The 21,910-nt window shown below is 51.2% G+C and carries 16 protein-coding genes and 2 tRNA genes; 14 read left to right on the top strand and 4 right to left on the bottom strand.

All coding sequences use genetic code 11. The features are described 5' to 3' along the window. Positions 1–13: 13 nt before the first annotated feature. From IEX10_RS17085 to IEX10_RS17020, 14 genes are all read left to right on the top strand, one after another. Positions 14–442, top strand: coding sequence for a VOC family protein (locus tag IEX10_RS17085; protein WP_188678174.1), 429 nt, complete (start codon positions 14–16; stop codon positions 440–442). Then, entirely contained in the window at positions 439–1,062 is a 624-nt protein-coding gene (locus tag IEX10_RS17080; RefSeq protein ID WP_188678172.1) for a LysE family translocator, read from the top strand. The genes IEX10_RS17085 and IEX10_RS17080 overlap by 4 nt, the downstream gene beginning before the upstream one ends. 188 nt (positions 1,063–1,250) lie before the next feature. Beyond that, a complete protein-coding gene (gyrB, locus tag IEX10_RS17075) occupies positions 1,251–3,668 on the top strand; it encodes a DNA topoisomerase (ATP-hydrolyzing) subunit B (RefSeq protein ID WP_188678170.1) in 2,418 nt (805 codons plus the stop codon). A 203-nt stretch (positions 3,669–3,871) separates the two neighbouring features. Continuing rightward, positions 3,872–4,549 carry a type 1 glutamine amidotransferase domain-containing protein gene (locus IEX10_RS17070; RefSeq protein ID WP_188678168.1) on the top strand — a complete coding sequence of 226 codons (678 nt, stop codon included), beginning with the start codon at positions 3,872–3,874 and terminating at the stop codon, positions 4,547–4,549. 255 nt (positions 4,550–4,804) lie between these two features. Then, the gene (infA, locus tag IEX10_RS17065) at positions 4,805–5,023 is read left to right on the top strand and encodes a translation initiation factor IF-1 (RefSeq protein ID WP_069301276.1); all 219 of its coding nucleotides are present in this window, start codon (positions 4,805–4,807) and stop codon (positions 5,021–5,023) included. A gap of 20 nt (positions 5,024–5,043) precedes the next feature. Further along, a complete protein-coding gene (locus IEX10_RS17060; RefSeq protein ID WP_188678166.1) occupies positions 5,044–5,604 on the top strand; it encodes a Maf family protein in 561 nt (186 codons plus the stop codon). Next, a complete protein-coding gene (locus IEX10_RS17055) occupies positions 5,601–6,650 on the top strand; it encodes a ribonuclease E/G (RefSeq protein ID WP_188678164.1) in 1,050 nt (349 codons plus the stop codon). The genes IEX10_RS17060 and IEX10_RS17055 overlap by 4 nt, the downstream gene beginning before the upstream one ends. After that, positions 6,650–6,835, top strand: coding sequence for a DNA gyrase inhibitor YacG (locus IEX10_RS17050; RefSeq protein WP_188678161.1), 186 nt, complete (start codon positions 6,650–6,652; stop codon positions 6,833–6,835). Before IEX10_RS17055 ends, IEX10_RS17050 begins: the two co-directional genes overlap by 1 nt. An 84-nt stretch (positions 6,836–6,919) precedes the next feature. Continuing rightward, positions 6,920–6,994 (top strand) — tRNA-Phe (locus tag IEX10_RS17045). Between the two features lie 202 nt (positions 6,995–7,196). Further along, positions 7,197–7,748 (top strand): HamA C-terminal domain-containing protein, encoded by a 552-nt coding sequence (locus IEX10_RS17040; protein ID WP_188678159.1) that lies wholly within the window; start codon positions 7,197–7,199, stop codon positions 7,746–7,748. Between the two features lie 47 nt (positions 7,749–7,795). After that, positions 7,796–8,797, top strand: a complete 1,002-nt coding sequence (locus IEX10_RS17035) for a tetratricopeptide repeat protein (protein WP_188678157.1) — start codon at positions 7,796–7,798, stop codon at positions 8,795–8,797. 657 nt (positions 8,798–9,454) lie between these two features. Then, positions 9,455–10,591 (top strand): tyrosine-type recombinase/integrase, encoded by a 1,137-nt coding sequence (locus tag IEX10_RS17030; RefSeq protein ID WP_188678155.1) that lies wholly within the window; start codon positions 9,455–9,457, stop codon positions 10,589–10,591. A 121-nt stretch (positions 10,592–10,712) separates the two neighbouring features. Then, a complete protein-coding gene (locus tag IEX10_RS17025; RefSeq protein ID WP_188678153.1) occupies positions 10,713–10,925 on the top strand; it encodes a helix-turn-helix transcriptional regulator in 213 nt (70 codons plus the stop codon). Positions 10,926–11,567: 642 nt separating this feature from the next. Further along, on the top strand, positions 11,568–12,188 hold the full coding sequence (locus tag IEX10_RS17020) for a hypothetical protein (protein ID WP_188678151.1): 621 nt from the start codon (positions 11,568–11,570) through the stop codon (positions 12,186–12,188). A 609-nt stretch (positions 12,189–12,797) separates the two neighbouring features. Here IEX10_RS17020 and IEX10_RS17015 read toward each other — a convergent pair. From IEX10_RS17015 to IEX10_RS17000, 4 genes are all read right to left on the bottom strand, one after another. Beyond that, positions 12,798–13,391 carry a hypothetical protein gene (locus IEX10_RS17015; protein ID WP_188678149.1) on the bottom strand — a complete coding sequence of 198 codons (594 nt, stop codon included), beginning with the start codon at positions 13,389–13,391 and terminating at the stop codon, positions 12,798–12,800. Between the two features lie 25 nt (positions 13,392–13,416). Further along, the gene (locus IEX10_RS17010; protein ID WP_188678147.1) at positions 13,417–19,860 is read right to left on the bottom strand and encodes an ATP-binding protein; all 6,444 of its coding nucleotides are present in this window, start codon (positions 19,858–19,860) and stop codon (positions 13,417–13,419) included. 478 nt (positions 19,861–20,338) lie between these two features. Next, positions 20,339–20,415: transfer RNA gene (locus IEX10_RS17005), tRNA-Met, on the bottom strand. Between the two features lie 83 nt (positions 20,416–20,498). After that, the gene (locus IEX10_RS17000) at positions 20,499–21,731 is read right to left on the bottom strand and encodes a flavin-dependent oxidoreductase (RefSeq protein WP_188678145.1); all 1,233 of its coding nucleotides are present in this window, start codon (positions 21,729–21,731) and stop codon (positions 20,499–20,501) included. Positions 21,732–21,910: the final 179 nt, after the last annotated feature.

Below are 21,910 nucleotides of genomic sequence, written 5' to 3'. Positions count from 1 at the left end.
GAAAGGCAGCTCCATGACACCCCAGCGCGTCACGATGATTACCCTATCGGTCCTGAACATCGCGGTATCGCGCGAATTTTATCTCAAACTGGGGTGGCAGGAGGCTAAGGGCGGCAATGACAAGATCGCGTTCTTTAAACTGCGCGGGCTGTACCTGTCCCTTTACAGCCGCGACGCGCTGACCAGCGATATCGGCATGCCAATCGCCACACGCACAACCGGCGCGATCACACTGGCGACGAACTATGAAAGCCCCGACGCCGTGGATGCCGCCTATGACACAGCACTTAAGGCAGGTGCCATAGATGTCACGAAGCCGGCGAAAACGGATTGGGGCGGGTATTCCGGTATGATTGCCGATCCGGACGGACATTTGTGGGAATATGCACATAATCCTTTCTGGTCCTTTGACGATGACGGGTACCTGACGGGCAACGCATGAGCATTTCCCCCGTCGACCTGCTGCTTTACGCCGGAGCCATATTCCTGCTGTTTCTAACACCCGGTCCTGTCTGGGTGGCCCTTATCGCCCGCGCGGTGAGTGGTGGCTTTCACAGCGCATGGCCACTGGCGCTTGGCGTGGTGGTGGGCGATGTGCTCTGGCCGCTGGTGGCAGTGTTCGGGGTCAGCTATCTTGTGTCGGTCTATGCAGACTTCATGATCGTGCTAAAATACATTGGCGCTGCGTTGTTTCTGATCATGGGCGTCAGCCTGCTTCGCAAACCGATGCAAACGCTTGAGGACGGCAATTCCCGTCTGACGCGCCCGGGCATGTGGGCCGGTTTCATTGCTGGAGTGCTGGTCATCCTGTCTAACCCCAAAGCGATCCTGTTTTACATGGGCGTGCTACCCGGTTTCTTTGACTTTCGCACGATTACCGCACTCGACATTGCGGCGATCTGCATGATCTCTCTGGTGGTGCCGCTTTTGGGGAACTTGATGCTTGCGCTGATGGTGGACCGGATGCGGCGGTTTCTGTCCTCTCCCCAAGCGGTGCGAAGGCTAAATCAGGTTTCCGGCGCAGCTTTGATCGGGGTCGGGGTGCTGATCGCGCTGACCTGAACCGGCGCGATGGACTGCAAGATTTCTATTGGATATTTAAAGAAAATGGAGCCTGCCCGCACCCCTTTTTATGGTCCTCCAGGCCATGCCCGCTGCAAGCGGCTTTCCACCACAAAATATTGTGTCTTTGACGTGACAATCTCTCTGTAAACCGCTATAAATTGGGAAAAATCCCAGAAGGCGTATTCATGTCAGAAGAGCAAATTTCACCGGAAGAATACGGTGCCGATTCTATTAAGGTTCTCAAAGGCTTGGAGGCTGTACGCAAACGGCCCGGCATGTATATTGGCGATACCGATGACGGGTCGGGTTTGCACCATATGGTTTACGAAGTCGTGGACAACGGCATTGACGAAGCGCTCGCGAAACATGCGGACTTTGTTTCGGTCACAATCCACGCGGATGAAAGCGTTTCGGTACGCGACAACGGGCGCGGCATTCCGGTCGGCATTCACGAAGAAGAAGGCGTTTCTGCGGCCGAAGTGATCATGACCCAGCTGCACGCTGGCGGCAAATTCGACAGCAACTCCTACAAGGTGTCGGGCGGTTTGCACGGGGTTGGTGTTTCGGTTGTGAACGCGCTGTCGGACTGGCTGGAATTGCGCATCTGGCGGGACGGCAAGGAACACACCGCCCGCTTTGAACACGGCGATACCGCACGCTCTTTGGCTGTTGTGGGGGATGCGAACGGTGAAAGCGGCACCGAGGTGCGCTTCATGGCCTCAACCGACACGTTTTCCAACCGCGAGTACAGCTTTAAGACCCTTGAAAACCGGCTGCGGGAACTGGCGTTTCTGAACTCCGGCGTGAAGATAATACTGCGGGACGAACGCCCTGCCGAACATCTGGAGAGCGTTCTGGAATATGAAGGCGGCGTTCGGGAATTTGTGAAATTCCTCGACCGGTCTAAAACCGGCCTGCTGTCCGACCCGATCTACGTGGTTGGCGAAAAAGACGACATCGGCGTCGAAGTCGCGATGTGGTGGAACGACAGCTATAACGAAATGGTGCTGCCGTTCACCAACAACATCCCGCAACGGGACGGCGGCACCCATATGGCCGGTTTCCGTGGCGCGCTGACTCGCACCATCAACAACTACGCCCAGTCCAGCGGTATCGCCAAGAAAGAGAAGATCTCCTTCTCTGGCGATGATGCCCGCGAAGGTCTGACCTGTGTGTTATCAGTCAAGGTACCGGACCCGAAGTTCAGCTCGCAAACTAAGGACAAACTGGTCAGTTCTGAAGTTCGCCCCGCGGTTGAAGGTCTGATGAACGAAAAACTGGCAGAGTGGTTTGAAGAAAATCCCGTTGAAGCCAAAAACATCGTTTCCAAAATCGTAGAGGCCGCATTGGCCCGTGAAGCCGCCCGCAAGGCCCGCGAGTTGACGCGGCGCAAGACGGCCTTCGGCGGCACTGGCCTGCCCGGAAAACTTGCGGACTGTCAGGAACGGGATCCGTCCAAGTCCGAAGTCTTCATCGTGGAGGGTGATTCCGCGGGTGGCTCTGCCAAACAGGGACGTTCCCGCGAAAATCAGGCGGTTCTGCCCCTGCGCGGTAAAATCCTGAACATCGAACGGGCGCGCTTTGACAAAATGCTATCGTCCGAGCAAATTACCAACCTGATCACAGCCCTTGGCACCGGCATTGGCCGCGACGAATTCAACATCGAAAAACTGCGCTACCACAAGGTCGTCATCATGACCGATGCGGACGTTGATGGCGCCCACATCCGCACCTTGCTGTTGACCTTTTTCTTCCGCCAGATGCCTGAACTGATCGAAGGCGGTTATCTGTATATCGCGCAACCCCCGCTGTTCAAAGTGGCGCGTGGCCGGTCCGAAGTTTATCTTAAGGACCAGCAATCTCTGGAAGATTACCTTATTAGCCAAGGCGTTGACGGCAGTTCACTGCGCTTGTCCGACGGGTCCGTCATTACCGGCGCCGATCTGGCCCGTGTGGTAGAAGAGGCCCGCAAGGTCCGCTTCTTGCTGAACGCTTTCCCCACCCATTACAACCGCCACGTTCTGGAACAAGCGGCGATTGCGGGCGGTCTGGTGCCCGGGCGGGTTGACGATAACGCCCAAGGCGTGGCCGATGCAGTTGCTGCACGTCTGAACAAGGTGTCACTGGAATATGAACAAGGTTGGACGGGTCGCATCACACAAGATCACGGACTGCGTTTTGCGCGCATCTTGCGCGGTGTTGAGGAAAGCCACACCCTTGACGGCAATTGCCTGCGCAGCAGCGAGGCACGCAAGCTTGGCGGCCTGACCGAGAGCCTTCAGGAAATCTACGGCTCGATTGCGACCTACACGCGCAAGGATAAATCCCAGCCCGTATTTGGCGCCACCGACCTGTTGTCCTTGGTGATGGAGGAAGGCGAAAAAGGTCTTTCTCTACAACGGTATAAGGGTCTGGGTGAAATGAACCCCGACCAATTGTGGGAGACCACGCTCGACCCTGAAGCGCGTACATTGCTACAGGTTCGCGTCGAGGACATTGCCGATGCGGATGACCTGTTTACCAAGCTGATGGGCGATGTGGTTGAACCGCGCCGCGACTTCATCCAGCAAAACGCACTGAGCGTGGAAAATCTGGATTTCTGATCCATCACGACGGCAAGCCGCAGAACCTTGCGGCTTGCCGATTACCGGACATTTCCGGACTTCAGGGCCGAGTATTATCGGCAACTGAAGCCCCGATGCGGAACCCTTTCCTTCCCCATAAGTTGCCCTAGGTATGGTGTTAACGACGGCGTCCTTGTCGTCCTGCAAACCTTTCGAAAATACACACACAAGGGCTATATCTTATGAAAATCCTAATGGTACTCACCTCTCACGACGAACTTGGCGACACGGGCAACAAAACCGGCTTCTGGCTGGAAGAATTCGCAGCCCCTTATTACGTCTTCAAAGACGCAGGCGCCGAGATCACGCTCGCCTCTCCCAAAGGGGGGCAACCGCCGCTTGATCCGTCCAGCAACACGGATGATGCCCAAACCGAAGCGACCAAACGGTTCAAGGGCGACGACGCGGCACAGGACCATCTCGCTAACACCAAAGTTCTCGGGGATATCTCGGCTGACGGATTCGACGCTATCTTCTACCCCGGTGGGCACGGCCCTTTGTGGGATCTGGCCGAAGACGCCGACAGCGCCCGTCTGATCGAAACTTTCGCCAGCAGCGACCGTCCGGTTGGTGCCGTCTGCCACGCCCCTGCCGTGTTCAAGCACACCAAAGGCGTCGATGGAAATCCGCTGGTTTCGGGCCGCAAAGTGACAGGCTTCACCAACACCGAAGAAGAAGGCGTTGGCCTGACCGACGTGGTGCCGTTCCTTGTGGAAGACATGCTCAAATCCAACGGCGGAGAGTACCACAAAGGCGACGACTGGGCGTCCTTCGTGGTGACCGACGGCAAGCTGGTCACAGGACAGAACCCCGCTTCTTCGGAAGAAGCGGCTGAACGTCTGCTGTCCCTGCTGTCTTAAATTAACCAGATGCGGAGGGTGTAGAGCCCTCCGCACCTCGGGTAGATTCGCCGGTCCCAAGTACGGCGCGCCGCACAATCGAAGAAAAATTCCCGCCCATTTTCCGAAAAACCTTTGTAACTGTGCGCTTTATGGCACCGCAGTGCGAAGTCTTCGCCCCGAGCGGGCCTTTTCGCTTGATATTTTGCCGCTTTAGGATCATGTAGCCCCGCATGAATGGCGGCTACGCTACTGGACGCCAATACTGGAGAAAACATGGCTAAAGAAGAACTTCTCGAATTCGATGGTGTCGTTGTCGAGCTTCTGCCGAATGCGACATTTCGGGTAGAGCTGGAAAACGGCCATGAAATTATTGCTCATACTGCTGGCAAAATGCGGAAGAACCGCATTCGCGTGCTGGCAGGGGATAAGGTTCAGGTGGAAATGACCCCTTATGACCTGACCAAAGGGCGTATCAACTATCGCTACAAGTAATCCGCCATGCGTTTGACCGCATGAGGCTGATACTCGGATCTGCCAGCCCGCGTCGGCTGGACCTGCTGGCGCAGATATCCATCGCGCCCGCAGAAGTGCGCCCTGCCGACATTGACGAAACACCGCTCAAGGATGAGGCCCCCCGCGCCTACGTCCGCCGCCTTGCTGTGGCCAAAGCCGAAGCCATCACGCTTCAGGATGGCGAAGTGGTGCTTTGCGCGGATACCACCGTCGCGCTTGGCCGCCGGATCATGGAAAAACCCCGGGACCGCGCCGAGGCTGAAAAGTTCCTTTCCCTCCTGTCAGGTCGCCGTCACCAGGTAATAACAGGTGTGGCGGTCCGCTCAAATGACCGGCAGATCCACCGCGCCGTGATGACCCGCGTTTCTTTCAAGCGCATCTCTGAGAGCGAAATGACAGCGTATCTCGACAGCGACGAATGGCAGGGCAAGGCTGGCGGCTATGGCATTCAGGGCCGCGCTGCTGCTCTGATCCCAGCCATCAACGGCTCTTATTCTAACGTGGTTGGCCTGCCTCTGGCGGAAACCGCCGCAATGCTATCAGGATTTGGAATACGATGAGAAAAGGCCGGCTGGTTATTCTGGACGAGATTGAGGGCCGCACCTGCGCCGCCCTGATCGACAATGGTGTGTTGACCGATTTGCTGGTAGATCCGGCAGAGGATACATCCCCCCGCCCCGGCGCAATCTACCGTGCCGTGACCCAGCGCCCGATGAAGGGGCAAAGCGGCATGATGCTTGATCTTAGCAATGGCCAGACCGGCTATCTGCGGCAGGCCAAGGGCATTCCTCCCGGGCAGACTATGCTCGTGCAGATCTCTACCCATGCCGAGGGCAATAAAGCGGCGCCCGTATCACCTAAGCTGCTGTTTAAAAGTAGGTATTGCATCGTCACACCGGATGCGCCCGGCCTGAACATCGCCCGCAAAATACGTGACGAGGACGAGCGGGACCGCCTGCTCGAAATCGCCCATGACGCGCTGGATGATGCAGATGAAAGCTTCGGTCTGATTGTCCGTTCCGTGGCTGAAGGCGTCTCGGACGATGCAATTTTTGACGACATCAGCGCCATGCGCGATGCTGCCCGCGCCGTCCTGGAACAGGCCGACGGCGCGCCTGCCCTGATCCAACCGGCCGAGGCAGCGCATCAGGTCGCTTGGCGTGAATGGGTTGACCCTGACCCAGACGAGGTAATGCAGGAACACGGCGGGCTTGAACTGCTAGGCTTTCGCGATGCTGTGGATGATCTTCTCGCCCCACCCGCAAGGCTTTCAGGCGGCGCGTGGATGGCGATAGAGCCGACCAGCGCCCTTGTTGCAGTAGATGTGAACACCGGCGCCGACACCTCCTTTGCCGCCGGCCTAAAGGCCAATCTGGCCGCCGCAAAAGACCTGCCCCGCCAGTTGCGCCTGCGCGGCCTTGGCGGACAGATCGTAGTGGATTTCGCCCCGATGCCCCGCAAGGACCAGCGACAGGTCGAACAAGCCCTGCGCGCTGGATTTCGCGCCGACGGCATTGAAACCGCGCTGGTCGGCTGGACCGGACTCGGCCATTTCGAACTGCAACGCAAACGTGAACGCCTGCCCCTGAAAGAGGTGCTGTCCTGATGAGTAGCTGCCCGATCTGTGACAAGGAAACCAACCCGAAATACCGCCCCTTCTGCTCCAAACGCTGCGCGGATGTGGATCTTGGCAAATGGCTTAACGGAAGCTACGCCATTCCGGGGGGAAACACGGACGAGGAAGACGGTTTTTCGTCAGACACAGCGCCAAATGAACCAAAAATTCACTGAGGCGCAAGAAAGCGCTTGCCACCCCAGCCAGCCTATCCTAAAACGCCCCGACCCACGAAAGGCCAAGCGCCCTTCGAAACCCGTGCCCGGGTAGCTCAGGGGTAGAGCAGTGGATTGAAAATCCTCGTGTCGGTGGTTCGATTCCGCCCCCGGGCACCATTTAACTATCTGTTATTAAAGTAACATTGCAGATCAAGGCTGTGGTTTGATTATCGCATTCATAAACTTGGGTGCCGTATGGGTGTCACTTCGTGCCTCCATCTCAGCAGGCCCGTCCAAATATTTCTATATGGTTAGCTGTTTGGGCTTATTCTCTTGATTACTAAGAGAAACTGTTGAAGCGTTGACATGAAATTCAACCATGAGCGGAGCAAATCTCATTGCGGGCAAGTTCCAGTGGGCAGTAATGTTATTAGCAGAACAACTTGAAACCTTCCTAGGCAATTTTAGTAGCCTATCGAGCCGAATACGCCACTTGAATTATGATACCGATTCACTTGGTGATCGCATTGAAGTTCGCTGTAGCTACATTGCGTTCAGAGATGGAAAACAGACATGCGACGAGTTTCTTGAGGTCCTGTATCACCAGATCGTCTCGTTCTGCTTACCTCGGTCTGAGATCACGTCTGCTCACGACAGGATGAAACAAGCGCTTACTGACAATGATACAGTTTTGGTCAATCAGGTTTCGACGCAATTGCATGAGCGTGCTCGCAGTCTCTTTATAAAGGCGAAAAAGGGAAGTCACAGGTCAGGAGAAGCTGGTGAAATCTTGCTTTTCATATTGGTCGAATGGCTGCTTGAGGCACCGCAAATTGTCTCAAAAATGTACCCTAAAACTAACAATAACATGCCAGTGCACGGAACCGACGGTATTCATGCCAAATTCGATGAGCAACAAACACTCTCTTAGCAATTCGCCCTATTTGGTCCCATAAGTGCTGGCGTCAGACAGGTTTTTTGGGAGAGCTGGCGCGCGCCGTTCAGGACCAAGGTAGTAGCAAAGACATTCCTGCAATTGTCGCAGAAATGCGCGATCTTGTAGACGGGCCTGAAATGGAAGACCTGCTGTTGGCCACACTTTCGGATCTTTCTGATTGGTACCAAGACGATGTATTAAAGGCTGCGATGTTAGAAAGGGAGCTCTCGATCAATCCGTCTGACATATCAAATCGCTTCCAGCTGGCCTACCTTCATGCGCAAACAAGCAGTGACGCTCTCGCCATGTTTCACTATGAAAAAATTCCTGCCAACCAGAGGGATGGAACAGTCTGGAACAACTTAGGGGTCGTTTATCGGCACTTCTCGTTGCGCGGGAAATCAATTGATGCTTTCCGGAAGGCTGCGAGAAGAGTTGAAACACTCGCGATGAGCAACCTTGCATACGAGCACATGAGCTCTGGTTTCTTATCTGAAGCTGACGAGATACTGAAAGAAGCCCAGAAGCATCCGAGCTACCATGACAACGTGGCGTCGGCGCTTGTACGGTTGAGAGAAATTCCAGAAGAGGAAGATAAAACCCATAAAGACAAGTTGAAAGGGGTGAGTTCAAAGAGTGTCTTTTTAAGCCATGTAGGAGAACACCTTTGGCAGCGTGCGCGCCATGACGTTCCTAAAACGATTATTGACCCCAATTGTGAATTGGATGTCAGGTTAGAAGGTGAGAATTTTATTGCCATCGGGACTTATCAGAAGAACGAAGCCTCTGTGGTCAGTGCATTGGCCAGTACTTCCAATCCGCCCAAGAGTGTCACCTACACTGTCGAGTACCGAGGACGCATTGTTGGAAAAGTAATAATCGGTGAGCGCACGGAAAAGAAGAAGGATAGTGGGCCAATGGTTTCTGCGCTTCTCGGCCTCGCCGCCAGTACGCGAAAATTCATCTTAGTGTTGCCCGATGGCGCGAAAAAAGCTCGCGGAATGATAGGCGACGATTTGTTAGATTTTCAGCTAGGAGACTAAAACATCAAATGACCACTTGAAACAGCCGCTGGAAGCGGTCGTCCAATGCAAATTTCCGAACGGTGGGTATGTCCCATATTGACGCGTAGCGTCAATATAGTGCCAGTCTTCCCAAGCTTTAAGGTCCAATTTTGGGGGCCAGATGCAACGCTTACTTGCGGTCTTGGTTTTATGATCAGAAATCTTGAGTATTCCGTTCTAAGTCGTCAGTCCTTCCCACGCCCACGTCCAGTCAATGACTGCTTTCTGTCCCTGTTGAGAGACAGCTCGCAACCGCAGCGAAAGTCCGGTTTCCGCCGTTATGTCAAATTTACATGTCAGCGGTCAGCAATAAAGTGACCACCCCAACTGTAGCAAGATTACAGCACCCGATTCCATCGCCGCAACCTTCCACAACTCTTCCATGGGCAATCTATCAACGCAAAAAGCCACCCGAGGGTGGCTTTTAAGCGACTGATATTACATCAGAACATTGGTTGCGGGGGTAGGATTTGAACCTACGACCTTCAGGTTATGAGCCTGTGTGTCAAACTGCCCAATTCCACAAAAAAAACCTTTACTTTCAATCAATTTCTGGAAATTGGATAGACGCTTATTGACCCAAAAAGACATTTAGTGCCAACTGTGTCCGACAAAGGCCGGACACAGAGCGGACATATGACAAATATTAACGAGACCTTCACGAAAAGGGCAGATGCTCCTGAGAAGGGCAACAAAATCCATTACGATGCTGCAATTAAAGGCTTTGGACTTCGCATAACTAAGGCAGGAACCAAATCCTTCATTCTAAATTACAACATTAACCGACGCGAACGTAGAATGACTATTGGTAGTCATCCAGCTTGGAGCGCGGCGGCAGCTCGCGAGGAAGCCAAGCGATTGCGGCGTTTGATCGATCGAGGTCAAGACCCACTCGAAGACCGGAACAAGCGCAAGGCGGCCCCAAATGTTGCAGACCTTTTCTCCGAGTATGAACGCGCCCACCTGCCAACTTTATCTAAACGAAGCCAATCGGATCAACGCAGTATGTGGTCAAAATTCATCTTGCCAGAGCTCCAATTCATCCAAGTTCGAGAACTCACCAGCAATCATATCGACCGCTTGCACGCTCGCGTGAGCGAAGCTGGTCCGACGCGCGCAAACCGCGTTCTAGAGGTTCTTAGAAAAGCTCTCAATTTGGCAATTAGATGGGGCTGGATTGAAAAAAATCCAGCAGATGGCTTTCGCAGAAATACAGAACAACCTCGCGAACGGTATTTGACACCGGCTGAATATGAACGGGTATTCAGTGCTCTCGATCGTATGCCAAACCAACGCGCAGCCAACGCTATAAGGCTCTTAGTCCTTACAGGTGCTCGCCGAGGAGAGATTCTCTCTTTGGAATGGTGCGATTTGGATCTTGAGCAAGGCCTATTAAATCGCCCGCCGCACAAGAGCAAAGATAGGAAACGAAAACGCATCCCACTCTCAGATGAAGCACTCCTGCTTTTAAAGACAATGAAGGAAGGCGCAACCAGTAACTATCTCTTTCCGACCGCGACTGGCACTCACATGTCAGATTTAAACCGACCTTGGACATGGCTCAAAAAAGAAACGAACCTACAAGATTTGCGCATTCACGACCTACGCCATTCCTTTGCATCCGTCCTTATCTCCGGCGGCGCCTCACTTGAGGCCATCGGAAAACTTCTAGGCCACTCACAATATCAAACTACCCTACGCTACGCTCACTTAATGGATGACCCACTACGTAAAGCCGCAAACTCTTTTTCCGCAGCTGCGGGCAGAAAATAAATGCTCGGAGAATTTCAATTTCGGGAAATCATTGATAAATAAGCCTAATTTCTAGAAACGCCATCTTTAAAAATATGCACAACTCGCTACTTCTCCTCTTGTCCAACAAAAGGAGAAACTTATGGATACACAAAACGCATACATGAAACCTTTGGAAGTAGCCTCCCTGTTAGGTGTTTCATTACGTACGCTCAGTCGCTGGCATGCTCTCCGCCTCGGCCCAGCGCGCTGCAAAGTAGGTCGGACCGTACTCTACCGTAAAGAAGCCGTCGAATCTTGGTTAGAACAAAACGAAATGCGTCCGGTTCAAACTTTCGCCCAAGCCTCGTGGTAACAAGGCGTTTTTTTTTTGCCCATAACCCCACCCAACTAGCACACTTAACGAAATATGCTCGCACTTAATGTGCCAGCTACACCACATGGAGAATGTCCGATGCCCTCGGTAACCTATGAACAGCAATTACTCGCCCATCTTGCACAACATCCTTGGCAAACAACCGAGGAAATTCATAAAAATGTGAAAATGCCACTTATTGCTACAAACAACACAGTCCACTCTTTACTTCGAGCAGGCCTGATCGAACGCTACGAGTACGACAGAACGATTGTAAGTGGCCTCCCTTGCAAGCCCCTTCTGGACCCACGTTTTGTTCGACTTGACTAGCCGGGATTGTGTCTTCAAATCATCGAACCAAGTTTTGACTAAATTTGTTTTTGGTCGATTTGGGCACGCCACTTCGCAATAAGTGTTAAGGACCTTATCTCAACTTTCTTTACTAACAATTCTTCAATTTCAAGAAGAAGATAATAAATAAGATAAGAGAGATAGGATAAGGTCCGTCACACTTTCCAAAAGTGAAATTCCCTTTTGGCCAAGCCAAAACAGATTCATCAAATACAGTATGTTTTCAACTTACCAACAGTTTTGAAAACAATCAAAAATAGGCGAACCCAAAACAGATGGGAGATACTCTAAATGAAAATTGAAATCCTGGCTAAACGTGTTGCACAAAAAACAAAATCACCAATTCTCGAAAAACTTATTTTAGGAGAAGTAGGACGAGATGATCTTCCGGAAAATTGTATGATTTGGACTGGGGCCAGTACCGGAAGGTCCGGACCCCGTATGCGTTACAAACGAGGCTACGACAACATCCCAGAACTTACTATTATTATGGACCGTCCAAGGCCAGTGGTCAATTTTAGTGGCAAAAGGCATTCCGTAAACAGGTTACTGTTCGACTTTGCAACGAAGCTCGATTACCCTTACAGACTGGAAAGTTCTTGTGGTGAAGCCATGTGCGTAAATCCTGTTCATTACCTGCCTAAGGCAATTCGACCGGGAGGTTTCGCCGCCCAAGAAACCTGCGACATGGAACTATCACAGGTTCAAGACGGGCCCGCGTTTGTAGAGGATCCTTGGACGCTTCAAGAAGTTGGAGAATTTGTTGAAACAGCCTTAGAGGAACACTCGCCCACATCTTGGCAGTCGCTCATTGAGCTTACTTTCTTGGGCGAAGTCCCTCACGTTTTAATTGATGAATACTTGAAGAAAATTGGAAAGGATCACCTTTGTCTCCCTGCCACCACTAAGTGATTGAACCTTCTATGGAATCGTTTGTACAGGTTCTATAAGCAAGGAAAGAGCCGCCCCCGTTATCTTAATGTAGACTTAGGTCCAGAGTTCTAAGTCTTCACTTACTTTTCCAAACTAGGTCATCTGCTAGGCGCTGTTTTTCAGGTGAGAGACAATAGCTGAGCATTTGGCAAAACTTGGTAACGTTTGGAGGATGGAGGCACGACACCGAACAAGTTGCGTGGTTTTTAAACAATGCCTACCTTCTATGTTTGCCGAATATGTTGAGCTATCTCCTAACACCAGCCTCGGAGAGCCCTTGAGGAGGCTAATCAGCCCCCTGAGCGAGCACACCTAGGTCTTGCTGGGGTAACTGACCTCCCCACTCAGGCGGCCTCACATGAACGCTGACGCAGGATCTAAAAAGAAGCATAACACTGGACTTGCCCCCCCACACACAGAATCGAAGTTTGAGAATCTGAAGTTAACTATGGTCGACACCGCCAATCTCAATGTATACTTATCATGGTGTATGATAAGGTGATAGAAGTCCTTCGCTGTAACAGCGAAATTTGAACTCGTGACCACTTGTTTAAGCCATGCCTTGCCGAACATGGATCAGCTGTTGGTTTAGCCTCTGCAAAGTATGTTCATTTTGAACTCTTGCAGATTTTTAATAAGATCGTCGATAGATTGAGACAATAATATACTTGAGCGCTCTTCAGGTTCTAAGCTTTCAAGTTTCAGCTCTTCTTCAGCGTTCTTTTTTTCCTGCTCGTTTTTATCGAAGACAACATTGATGACGGGAGTCGTTGGCTTTTGCTGCTCCAAAAAACTCAGCCAACCACCTAACGCCATTATGAATTGTTGTTCTTCTTCAGCAAGATGTTCGAAGGTGTCAGCTGTATATTTGGGGATCTCTTTTTGATTAGAAACGAATATCACCCCATGAGCGACTAACTTACGCAAATCGTCGAATAGCGAGGCTAGGTCACGTTCAAGCATATTCTGACTGTCCCGAAAAAATGGAGAGGAGTTAGGGCCGATGCGATCAAGAACGCCAATTGCTCCGTTCAAAGCTGACATTGGGTCGGCCGTACCCAACATCGAAGCTCGGTGCTCCCAGAGCCTGATTATCAAATCAACGGCTTCTTGTCTGGCTGCAGTTTGCGCGCCATCCGAGCCTTCGGCGTCTTCGATGAGAGACGCAAGATGATGTGCCATCCATTTTCCTAGGGTATCCCCCCCATCAGTCAGTTCCAGCTCTCTTACAATCTTCTCGCCAAGAGCCAAAACTTTGTTCGGCTCCCTTAAGTTGTCCGGATCGCTCGAGGAGAAGTAATCTGTTGTAGGTTGCCGACCCCTTTTTTTCTTCAAAATCGATCTGTTTTCCTTGGCTTTTGTCACGTTTTGTTAGTCCTATATCTGCAATGAGTTCAGCCCCTTGATCGTCTAAGAACCTCTCCAAGGCGCTCTTCGACATGAGTAGCCGATGACCGGAACTTACGACACTGTCTCCCAAGTAGCGATTTCGCTCATCAGCACCTTTATCGCCCCACATTTCCAACCGAAAGATTGCGTCACCGGAAGATGGATCAATCCATTTGAGGCCATCCTCAAGAACTTCTTGTAGACCAAAATATTCTACTGCGCTCGAGCCGGGTAGGTGGCTGAGTTGCCCAGTTCCAAGTTGTAGGGGGTCCTTATCTTCAATCCTACGATCACCTTCATTTAGATGTATCCATCCTTCAAGTTTGAAGTTTCCCTCGTCAATTTCGAGATCATGGCCTTCGGGATAAATATAGAAGTCGAAGGCATTTGGGCAGGTTTGCAGCGCTCGCACGAGTGATATCGCGGTGCCTGGTGAGACTAGTCCAGTACTGATTTTTGCGTTCAATTCCCAGCGCTCTGATCGAGTGTCAGTGTATTGATCAACGACAATCCAACCCGGTTCTGACTCTGGGAACAACTCGCGAAGAAACTCAGCTTCAGCGATTTCTTCAACCCATTCGGCGGCATCAGCGAAGCTTTTGGACCAATGGTGGATTTCAAGCGGACGGTTCGTCACGAAATCTGCCAACCAAAACGGAGGTTTGGTGAGTTTGCCGTGCGATATTTGATAGTCCAACTCACTGAATTCATCCGCGTCGCTATACTCCGACTTTTTTAAAGGGCGCTGGGCAAGAAATTCGCCCGCCGCACACCACTTTGCATTCCATTCAAGATGAGATCGATATCGCTCTAGTGTAGGAAGAGAACCATGGCTTGTGCTGCTAAGATAATTGTCTCGCTCGCTGAACCTATTTTCGCGAGGCTCTCGGAACCCGTAGGGTTTTTCATCAATCACGCCCCATGCGTCTACGATCCAATTTTCCGCTGAGTTCAGAAAGTTTTCAGTTGTTGCTCCCTCAAATACTCTCAACCAAGGAGCGTACCAGTACCGAAGAGTGTCCATTGTATCGAAATGAAATCTCTCGTTGTTTCGGTCTACCTTGAAGAAATCATACGAACCCGTGGGCACGGTATCTGCGCCGGTCGTTGCCATACCGGAGTTGATCGATACCAAATCTGCCAGTTGACCATCGTCCAAATGGAACACGTCGGCTTCACGCAGCTTGCGACACGCATCCGCCGCAAAATCTCTGATAAGGATGTGGGGAAAAGATGAATCCAAGGCAATTTGATAGAGATGTTTACCAGCATGTTCCACGGTCGAAGGCATCTCCAGACATATGCGATCAAACATAATCATCATCCATAGACGAGCGGCCAGCCAATAATATGGCATCTCGGGTGCCCGAAATACGTTGTCTTCCGCTCTTTCGTAGAGTTCCAAAATCGCTTTGAGTTCTTCAACGTGCCCAAGTCGGGCAAGGCGACGCCCTGCGTGGGCGGCCTTCCATCTCAGACGAAGATCGACGTCACTCAGGTAAGCAACGACGAAGTATGCGACCGCATTAGTTATGGTATCGGGAACTCCACGTTGATCGACATTCTCTTTGTCTTCAGGTGCAATCCGATCAACCAAACGATCTAAGTACCATGAGAGGAGGGACGAGCTTTCACTGTCGTCAAGGAATTTGGCCAACCGTTGTACTAGCCCGAAAATCTGATGAGAACTCAACCAAAGACCGTTTCTTTCAAGCCCTTCTAGGATGATCTCTTCGGCGGCTTTTGCAGTTAGTTTGGCAAGTACTAGTGCTTCTTCGAGTCTTCCGGCGTCGCCGGCATAGCGGCTCACCAGATAGGGAAACGCATCCCCGATGAATTGCGGCAACCTGGTTTCGCACCATGCCTCAACCGAGAGCTGTAATTTCCAAGCCTTGATGGAACCAAGCAGAGTTTCGACGAGCTGCGGTTCATCATACTCCACAATAATCTCAACCAATGCGCTCAAGAATTTTGTGCGATTCCCAACCTGAACCTGCAGTGACGCATGATGCAGCACTCCCGACAGTGATATGTACTCTTTATTGACCCGAGTTTCTTTTAACAACGCCTCTGCGACAGGGTACAGAATCTCGGCTTGGGATAGTGTTTCTTGGTCCCAGCTCTTCTTAGTTAGCACAGACTCTGGTCGCGCTTGTTTTCGTTGCTTCACGCATTTTTCTTCTGGTGGGTCCTCAATGCTGTTTTTGAGGTCGTTCAAGCGTCGTAGGCGATCAAGCCAGACGTCTCCCTTTTGAGACAGGAGCAAAATCTCTGTTTCATTGGACACGTCTATCGCTTCCGTGACTAAGTCACGCGCAAACTCTTCGACAAGCTTTCGTTTAATGGAAGCTTCTAGACCGTTTGTTTTGTTGAGAATCGCTGAGATTGTACGTGCGCTAGGACGCCCGACCAGCTTCAACAGCGCAGCAGCTTGAACTGGGTCCAAGTCGCCGCGATCTACTCCGAAGTGCAAGGCAGGCTCGAATGTTTCGTGGGCGCTCACATAACTGCTGTCGTCCCATCTTGCTGAACAGGCTAGGGCAGTAGGAAAGTGCAGCGCCGCAATGCTTTCCATAGTTTCTTTCCAAGGAAAGTGTTCAACGTTTTCTAGCCGGATTCCCGCATCAACGAAGAACTCGGCGGCCACCGAAGCATAGTGTTTTTTGTCAAATGAGGGGCAGATTTCTTGATTAAGTACGAGAGTATGGAGGAACCGGATTTGGTCGATCGCCTCGGAGTCCAACTCGTGTGCGACTGCAATTGCCTTCTGAAATATGACATTGGCATCGTCAGAACTTACGGGAGCAATCAACTCGGCGAAATTTGCGAGTGCTTCTGATTTTTCTCTCGCACCCATTCTTTGCTTTGCGAGGTTGTTAACAGCATCCGTAGTGCGGTCGAGTAGTTCGTCGTGCAGCGAACCAAACGCTGTCAAAGAGGAAAACAAATTTGTAACGCTGGTTTCACCTTGTGGCCAAAACCCCTTCAGGGTTTCGAAACTAAACTTGGAAAGAGGTTTGATCGGAATATTCGCTGCGACCAAAACAACCAGGCCTTCCGCCATCACTGACCTTAGTTTAAGTGTCCTATTGTTTTGATCAAACCTCCAACCGTCTCGTGAAAACGATTTCAAAAGCTCAGCTAAGCACTCTTCCGATGAAATGTCGCTCGCTCGGTGAATTAGATATTCAGCTCTTCTTGAGTAGAAGGGTGCCACATACTCTACAACGCTTCTTATACGTCTTTCGCTATCGGATTCGGTTCGCTTTGTTTTGGCACCTCTATCCGTTGCTACCTCCTGCGGTTCAACTAGCATGTTCTTATGGTCGATACTGCCTGAGACCAATAGTTCCTGAAGGCAATACGATCGCAGTATGCCGTCCATTAACCTCGTTTGATGGTCATATAGCTTATCAATGCGTCTTGCCGAGGCGACCGACAGAGGCGTTGTGATCGCCTTGACCAGTTCTAGGTCGGCATTATGAGCCGCGAGCACCTCAGCGCCGTTAAGCAGTACCTCTGAGATGGCTCGTTTAAGAGAGCTACTGTTGCCGAGATCATCTAGAGTTTTAGCAGAGATAGGATACCTTCGAGATAGCAATCTAAGTCCTTGTGCAAGTTTTTTCAGATTAACCGGTTGCCCGGCCAGTCGAAGCGGAACCAATATGAATGGTGCCAACAGTGGGCTGAGTTCGTTGCCAATGTCTTGCAAGATTTTGAAGCGCTGATCTGCCACCAACCTTCTGATCGCGATGCGAGCAGTGCTAGCCGCAAACTCAACAGGCCAGTGGCGGAATAGTTGGATCGCGGACTGAGCACCCTCTTCCAATGCCCTAGCAATAAGTGCATTCGCCATATCTTCCGAACCAATATTCCACCCGGATGCATGACCAAATTGTTCCTCATGATCTCGTAAAGCGTCTTCTCGCACTTTGAACCATGCTGAAATTCGCCTGCGAACCTCGCGAACCTGGCTCAAGTTTCCGAGCTCTGCTTCCTTAGAAAGAATGCTCAAGAGAAGCGGGCCCTGCTGTTCAACTTGATCTGGGTCGCTGAGAATTAGTCTGCTGCCAGTCGGTCCTGTAAAGCGGGCTGTAAGATTTGGAAAATCTGTCAGTATTTTGCGTGTGGCATCGTCTGTTTCAAGCGCTTCCGCCCCAATCAGTACAAACCGAACCGCTTGCTCTAAATTGCCAGCGGATCGACAGACACTTATAGCATTAGTCAGGCGTTGATTTCTTATCTCCATCCTGAGTACGGGGTCCCGTACGTTGCTAGTTGAGGGTTCAGGTTCGCTCTCTACCAAGCCTAGCAGTTCCGCTCCCATTTCGGCTTTCAATAGTAGCGGAACGACGTTCAATGCGGCGTATTCAGAATTTCGGTAGTCAGCCAGCATCCGCCGGGCGACTTTGGAGCGAATTTCAGGTATCGACTTTTGGCCTTTTACAAGTGCGAAATGTTCAAAATCCTCGTCTGCGAAGCTGATGGTATTTTCTGAAACCCGGATACCAGGTTCTAAGTCGGAGCAAATGTCCAAAATTTGTGCATCGGACAAATTTAATGCATGCGCGATTTCCCCAACTGGAATTGGTCTCGGTAGAACTGCCAACGCCGCACAGGTTTCTTCGACTTTGGTTGCCCCTCCAGCTTTCTTCACGGCTTCGTCAAATTGCTCGTGGAAAATAGCTTCCAAGGTTTTGCCATTTGGCCGAAGGGGATCCAACGCCTCGCTCGGTTTGCCAGAAGTTTTTCCAAAGGCATAGTTCTGTACCCTAGGTGTGCCATTGGTGAGTCTGTGAAAATCGTCTACCCACTCTTCTGGCGCCTCCCAGAAATGAGCAACGAATTCACCAGTTTCTGGGCGACTAAAGGGCGGTAACTCGAAAGGTTTGAAAGAGCTTGGTAGCTTCAAATCGTCTCGCCGTCCGGTCCGTGCACTTATGACAAGTGCAACGTTCTTCGGTAGATCTTCAAACGAGATCAGTTCAGCTACAAAACTCTCCTCTTTCGGCACACGAGCATTCGCTGCACTAATTGAGTTATCGGCAGCGTCTACGACTATCACGAGCCTCGCTCCGGGTCTGACTTTGGAAAGTGTTTCGGAGGCTAAGATCAGTCTCCGGTGAAATGCGCGCGCAAAGTCCAAACCCGATCTTGGCGCAAGGAAGGCGGGAATATTGAGGCGATTGGCAAGTTCATTCGCCAGCTGCACGAATGCATCGCGCGGTCTATGGCGCATCGCGCTTGCATCCATATATGACCCTGCACCGTAACAATCGAATACGATAACTTCGGAACCCTCAGGCAGAAGGCCCTGAAACTCCTGAATAATTGTACTTTTTCCAACACCTCCTGATCCATGCAACAAAATTCGTTGATCACTGTCGATGATGCAGTTGCAAAGTTCTTTAGAAATCTCGCGCGATACAAGATCAGTGACCGGCTTGACCTTTGCTGGGCATGGGAACAATGCTCGTATCTCAGAGACGCCGAACTGCAATAGAACCGACTCTTTGTTTATGATCTCCCCAGCCGTTTCAGGCATCATCATTTCGTTTCGAATGAAATTTCGCAGCCTTAGAGCCACTTCAGCGAACTCTGACTCTGTCCAAGCTGAAACCTCCATCAACATCTTCTCTTCCAAAAGGAAACGAGAGTTTGTTTGGCTGACGAACTTCAAGCACTTAGAGAAATCTTGAAACTCCTTCGGAGACAGCCCACTGGCATGAACTAACCGGTGCAGTTTATCACCGCCACTCTGCCATTTGGTCTTAAAAGACCCTGGAACACCGTCACTTTTTGCTCTGTTGATTGCGCTTACAACGAGGTCGGAAACAGGCTGATTGGTCACCAGTTCTACTGAAATATCGCTGAGTGGCCTACCTTTTCTAAGCTTTACTGTCTCACGGAAGGCCTTACCCAATCCTCGCATAAGCGACGATGAGGGGTCGGTGGATGAAGGCCCATAACATGCCCTCGAAGGCGACCATGATGTATTCGGTTCACTCGCTGAATACTTCAGCTGTTGAAGCGTCACGCGGTCTGCCGTCTGAATGCTAGTTCCACCGTACAGTAACGTGCAGTCTACGCCGTCCCACTGATGACCGAAACCGTCAGCGGATGGAACACCCTCCACTGTTACCGCTTCTAGTTTGCTCGTGCTGTCTAACAGCTTCAGGGCCGAACGAACGGCCCAAAGTTCATGATAGACATCACCTGTGTTCGAACCTCGTGCCCCTCTAAACTCCAATTCACCACTCATCCTTAATAAACTTCCAAGGCAACGACCCAACTTGATTTTTTCCTAGAACAATAGCCCCACAAGTTCAGGAATAAACAGAAAAAGTTCGAAATTCGTTGGTTCCTACAGCCGTTGAAATGCTGAACCCAGACTAGAATACTTATAGGAGCGAAGCGCGGTTGCAGGTCGGTACTGCCAGTCGAAAGGAAACGGCACGCATCGGAACGATCAAACCCATGAAAACTAAACCAAAACGAACCGTCTTGAATTTTCAAAATTTTCTAAGTGTGAAGAGCCCACAGTGCTCCAATCAAAGTGGCGGAAACTTCATTAATATGGTGTAGTGGGTGTGATTGCGCTTCGATCTTTCCAGTTTCATGCTGGGAATAGTCCGTTTGATTCATCCTTTCCTGACGGACACCAGGCGGACACACCACGTCACGAACGCAAAAAGCCACCCGAAGGTGGCTATTAAGCATCTGATTTAAAATCAGAATATTGGTTGCGGGGGTAGGATTTGAACCTACGACCTTCAGGTTATGAGCCTGACGAGCTACCGGGCTGCTCCACCCCGCGTCAATGGGTGTGATGTAACGGTCTTAGCGGTGGGGTTCAACGGGAAAATGAAGGTTTCTTGACAGTTTCTTCACATTTTTCATCTAAGCTACCAAAGAGGGTCGCGCGTTTAGGCCTTCAACGTCAAAACCGGCGATGGCTTTGTATTGGGATGCTACTTTGGCCAGCGCTTCGTTGCTTAAGACGTCGTTAATCTGGTTAAATCCTTCAGGGGCGAGCTCTGCCACCTCGTCTAAAATTTTATCGGGACCATCGCCTCTATTGGCGAGCACGATTCGATTCACGGTTTCTCGCCGTATATTTTCGTACTGCTGCAACGCAGCCTGAGACTCCCCCCGTTCCACCAAACATTGGGTGAGCACTCTTGCATCCAGAATGGCCTGACTGGCCCCGTTAGACCCGATAGGATACATCGCATGCGCGGCATCCCCAAGCAGGCCTGTCCTCCCAAACACCCATTGATCCAGCGGGTTTCGATCAACCATCGGGTATTCGAACACAGCGCCTGCACCGCGGATCAAAGCCGGAATATCCAACCAGTCAAATGCCCAGTCCTCAAACATTGGTAAGAAATCTACGATATCGCCTCGCCGATTCCAATCCTCGCGGTTCCACAGATATTCCGGCGGCTTGGTCAAATCAGCGATCCAGTTCACCAATTGCCGCCCATCTGGAAGTGTTTCAATCGGATAGACGACAAACTTCTGGTTCTTTTGCCCTGCCATCGCCATCGTGGCGCCACTCAAAAACGGCACTGCGATCGTGGTCCCCCGCCACATGATTGTACCGCCCCAGTGGGGCGACCCTTCCTGCGGAGCATTCTGTTTACGCAAGGCCGAGTGGATACCGTCAGCCCCAATGCAAACTTCCCCTACTTCACGCGTACCATCCGTAAAAAGCACTTCGACCGCGTTGTCGAGGTCATCAGAGCGCTTTACCCTGCGTCCGGTTTCGACAACATCGCTCCCAGCACGGGCCTTTATCGCTTGCAACAACATCAGTTGTAGTTTGCCGCGATGAACTGAGTATTGAGGCCAGTTATACCCAGCAAACTCGCCGCGGGGCTCGGCCCAGATATAACCACCTTGCTGGGAGAAATAGGCAACTTCCCTCGTTCGAATGCCGATAGCATCCAAGGGATCAGCAAGCCCCATCTCGGTCAGTTCGCGCACAGCATGGGGTTGCAAGTTTATCCCTACGCCCAAAGGCGCCACCTCCTCTACCGCTTCAAAAATGCGGAAAGGAATTTGCTTTTCATGCAAACTGAGAGCGAGCGTGAGCCCCCCGATTCCAGCTCCAGCGATCAGTACAGTCATCTTAATCTCTCCCTCATGACAATGTGTCAAAGGCGATCAAAGGGGACCATAGAAAAAAGTCTTATAGTTATATTTTTTTTCTTTTTAGAACGTCAAAAGCCGCCCCTTTTGGGCGGCTTTAGGTTGATTCTTATATCGTTTAGAGATTTTTTTATCGAATACTTACTAGGTTTGGCAGT

Origin of the sequence: Neptunicoccus cionae (assembly GCF_014643735.1) — a bacterium.
Classification (GTDB): domain Bacteria; phylum Pseudomonadota; class Alphaproteobacteria; order Rhodobacterales; family Rhodobacteraceae; genus Amylibacter; species Amylibacter cionae.
The sequence above is the reverse complement of the archived record's forward strand: the minus strand, read 5'-3'. Positions and strand labels throughout refer to the sequence as shown.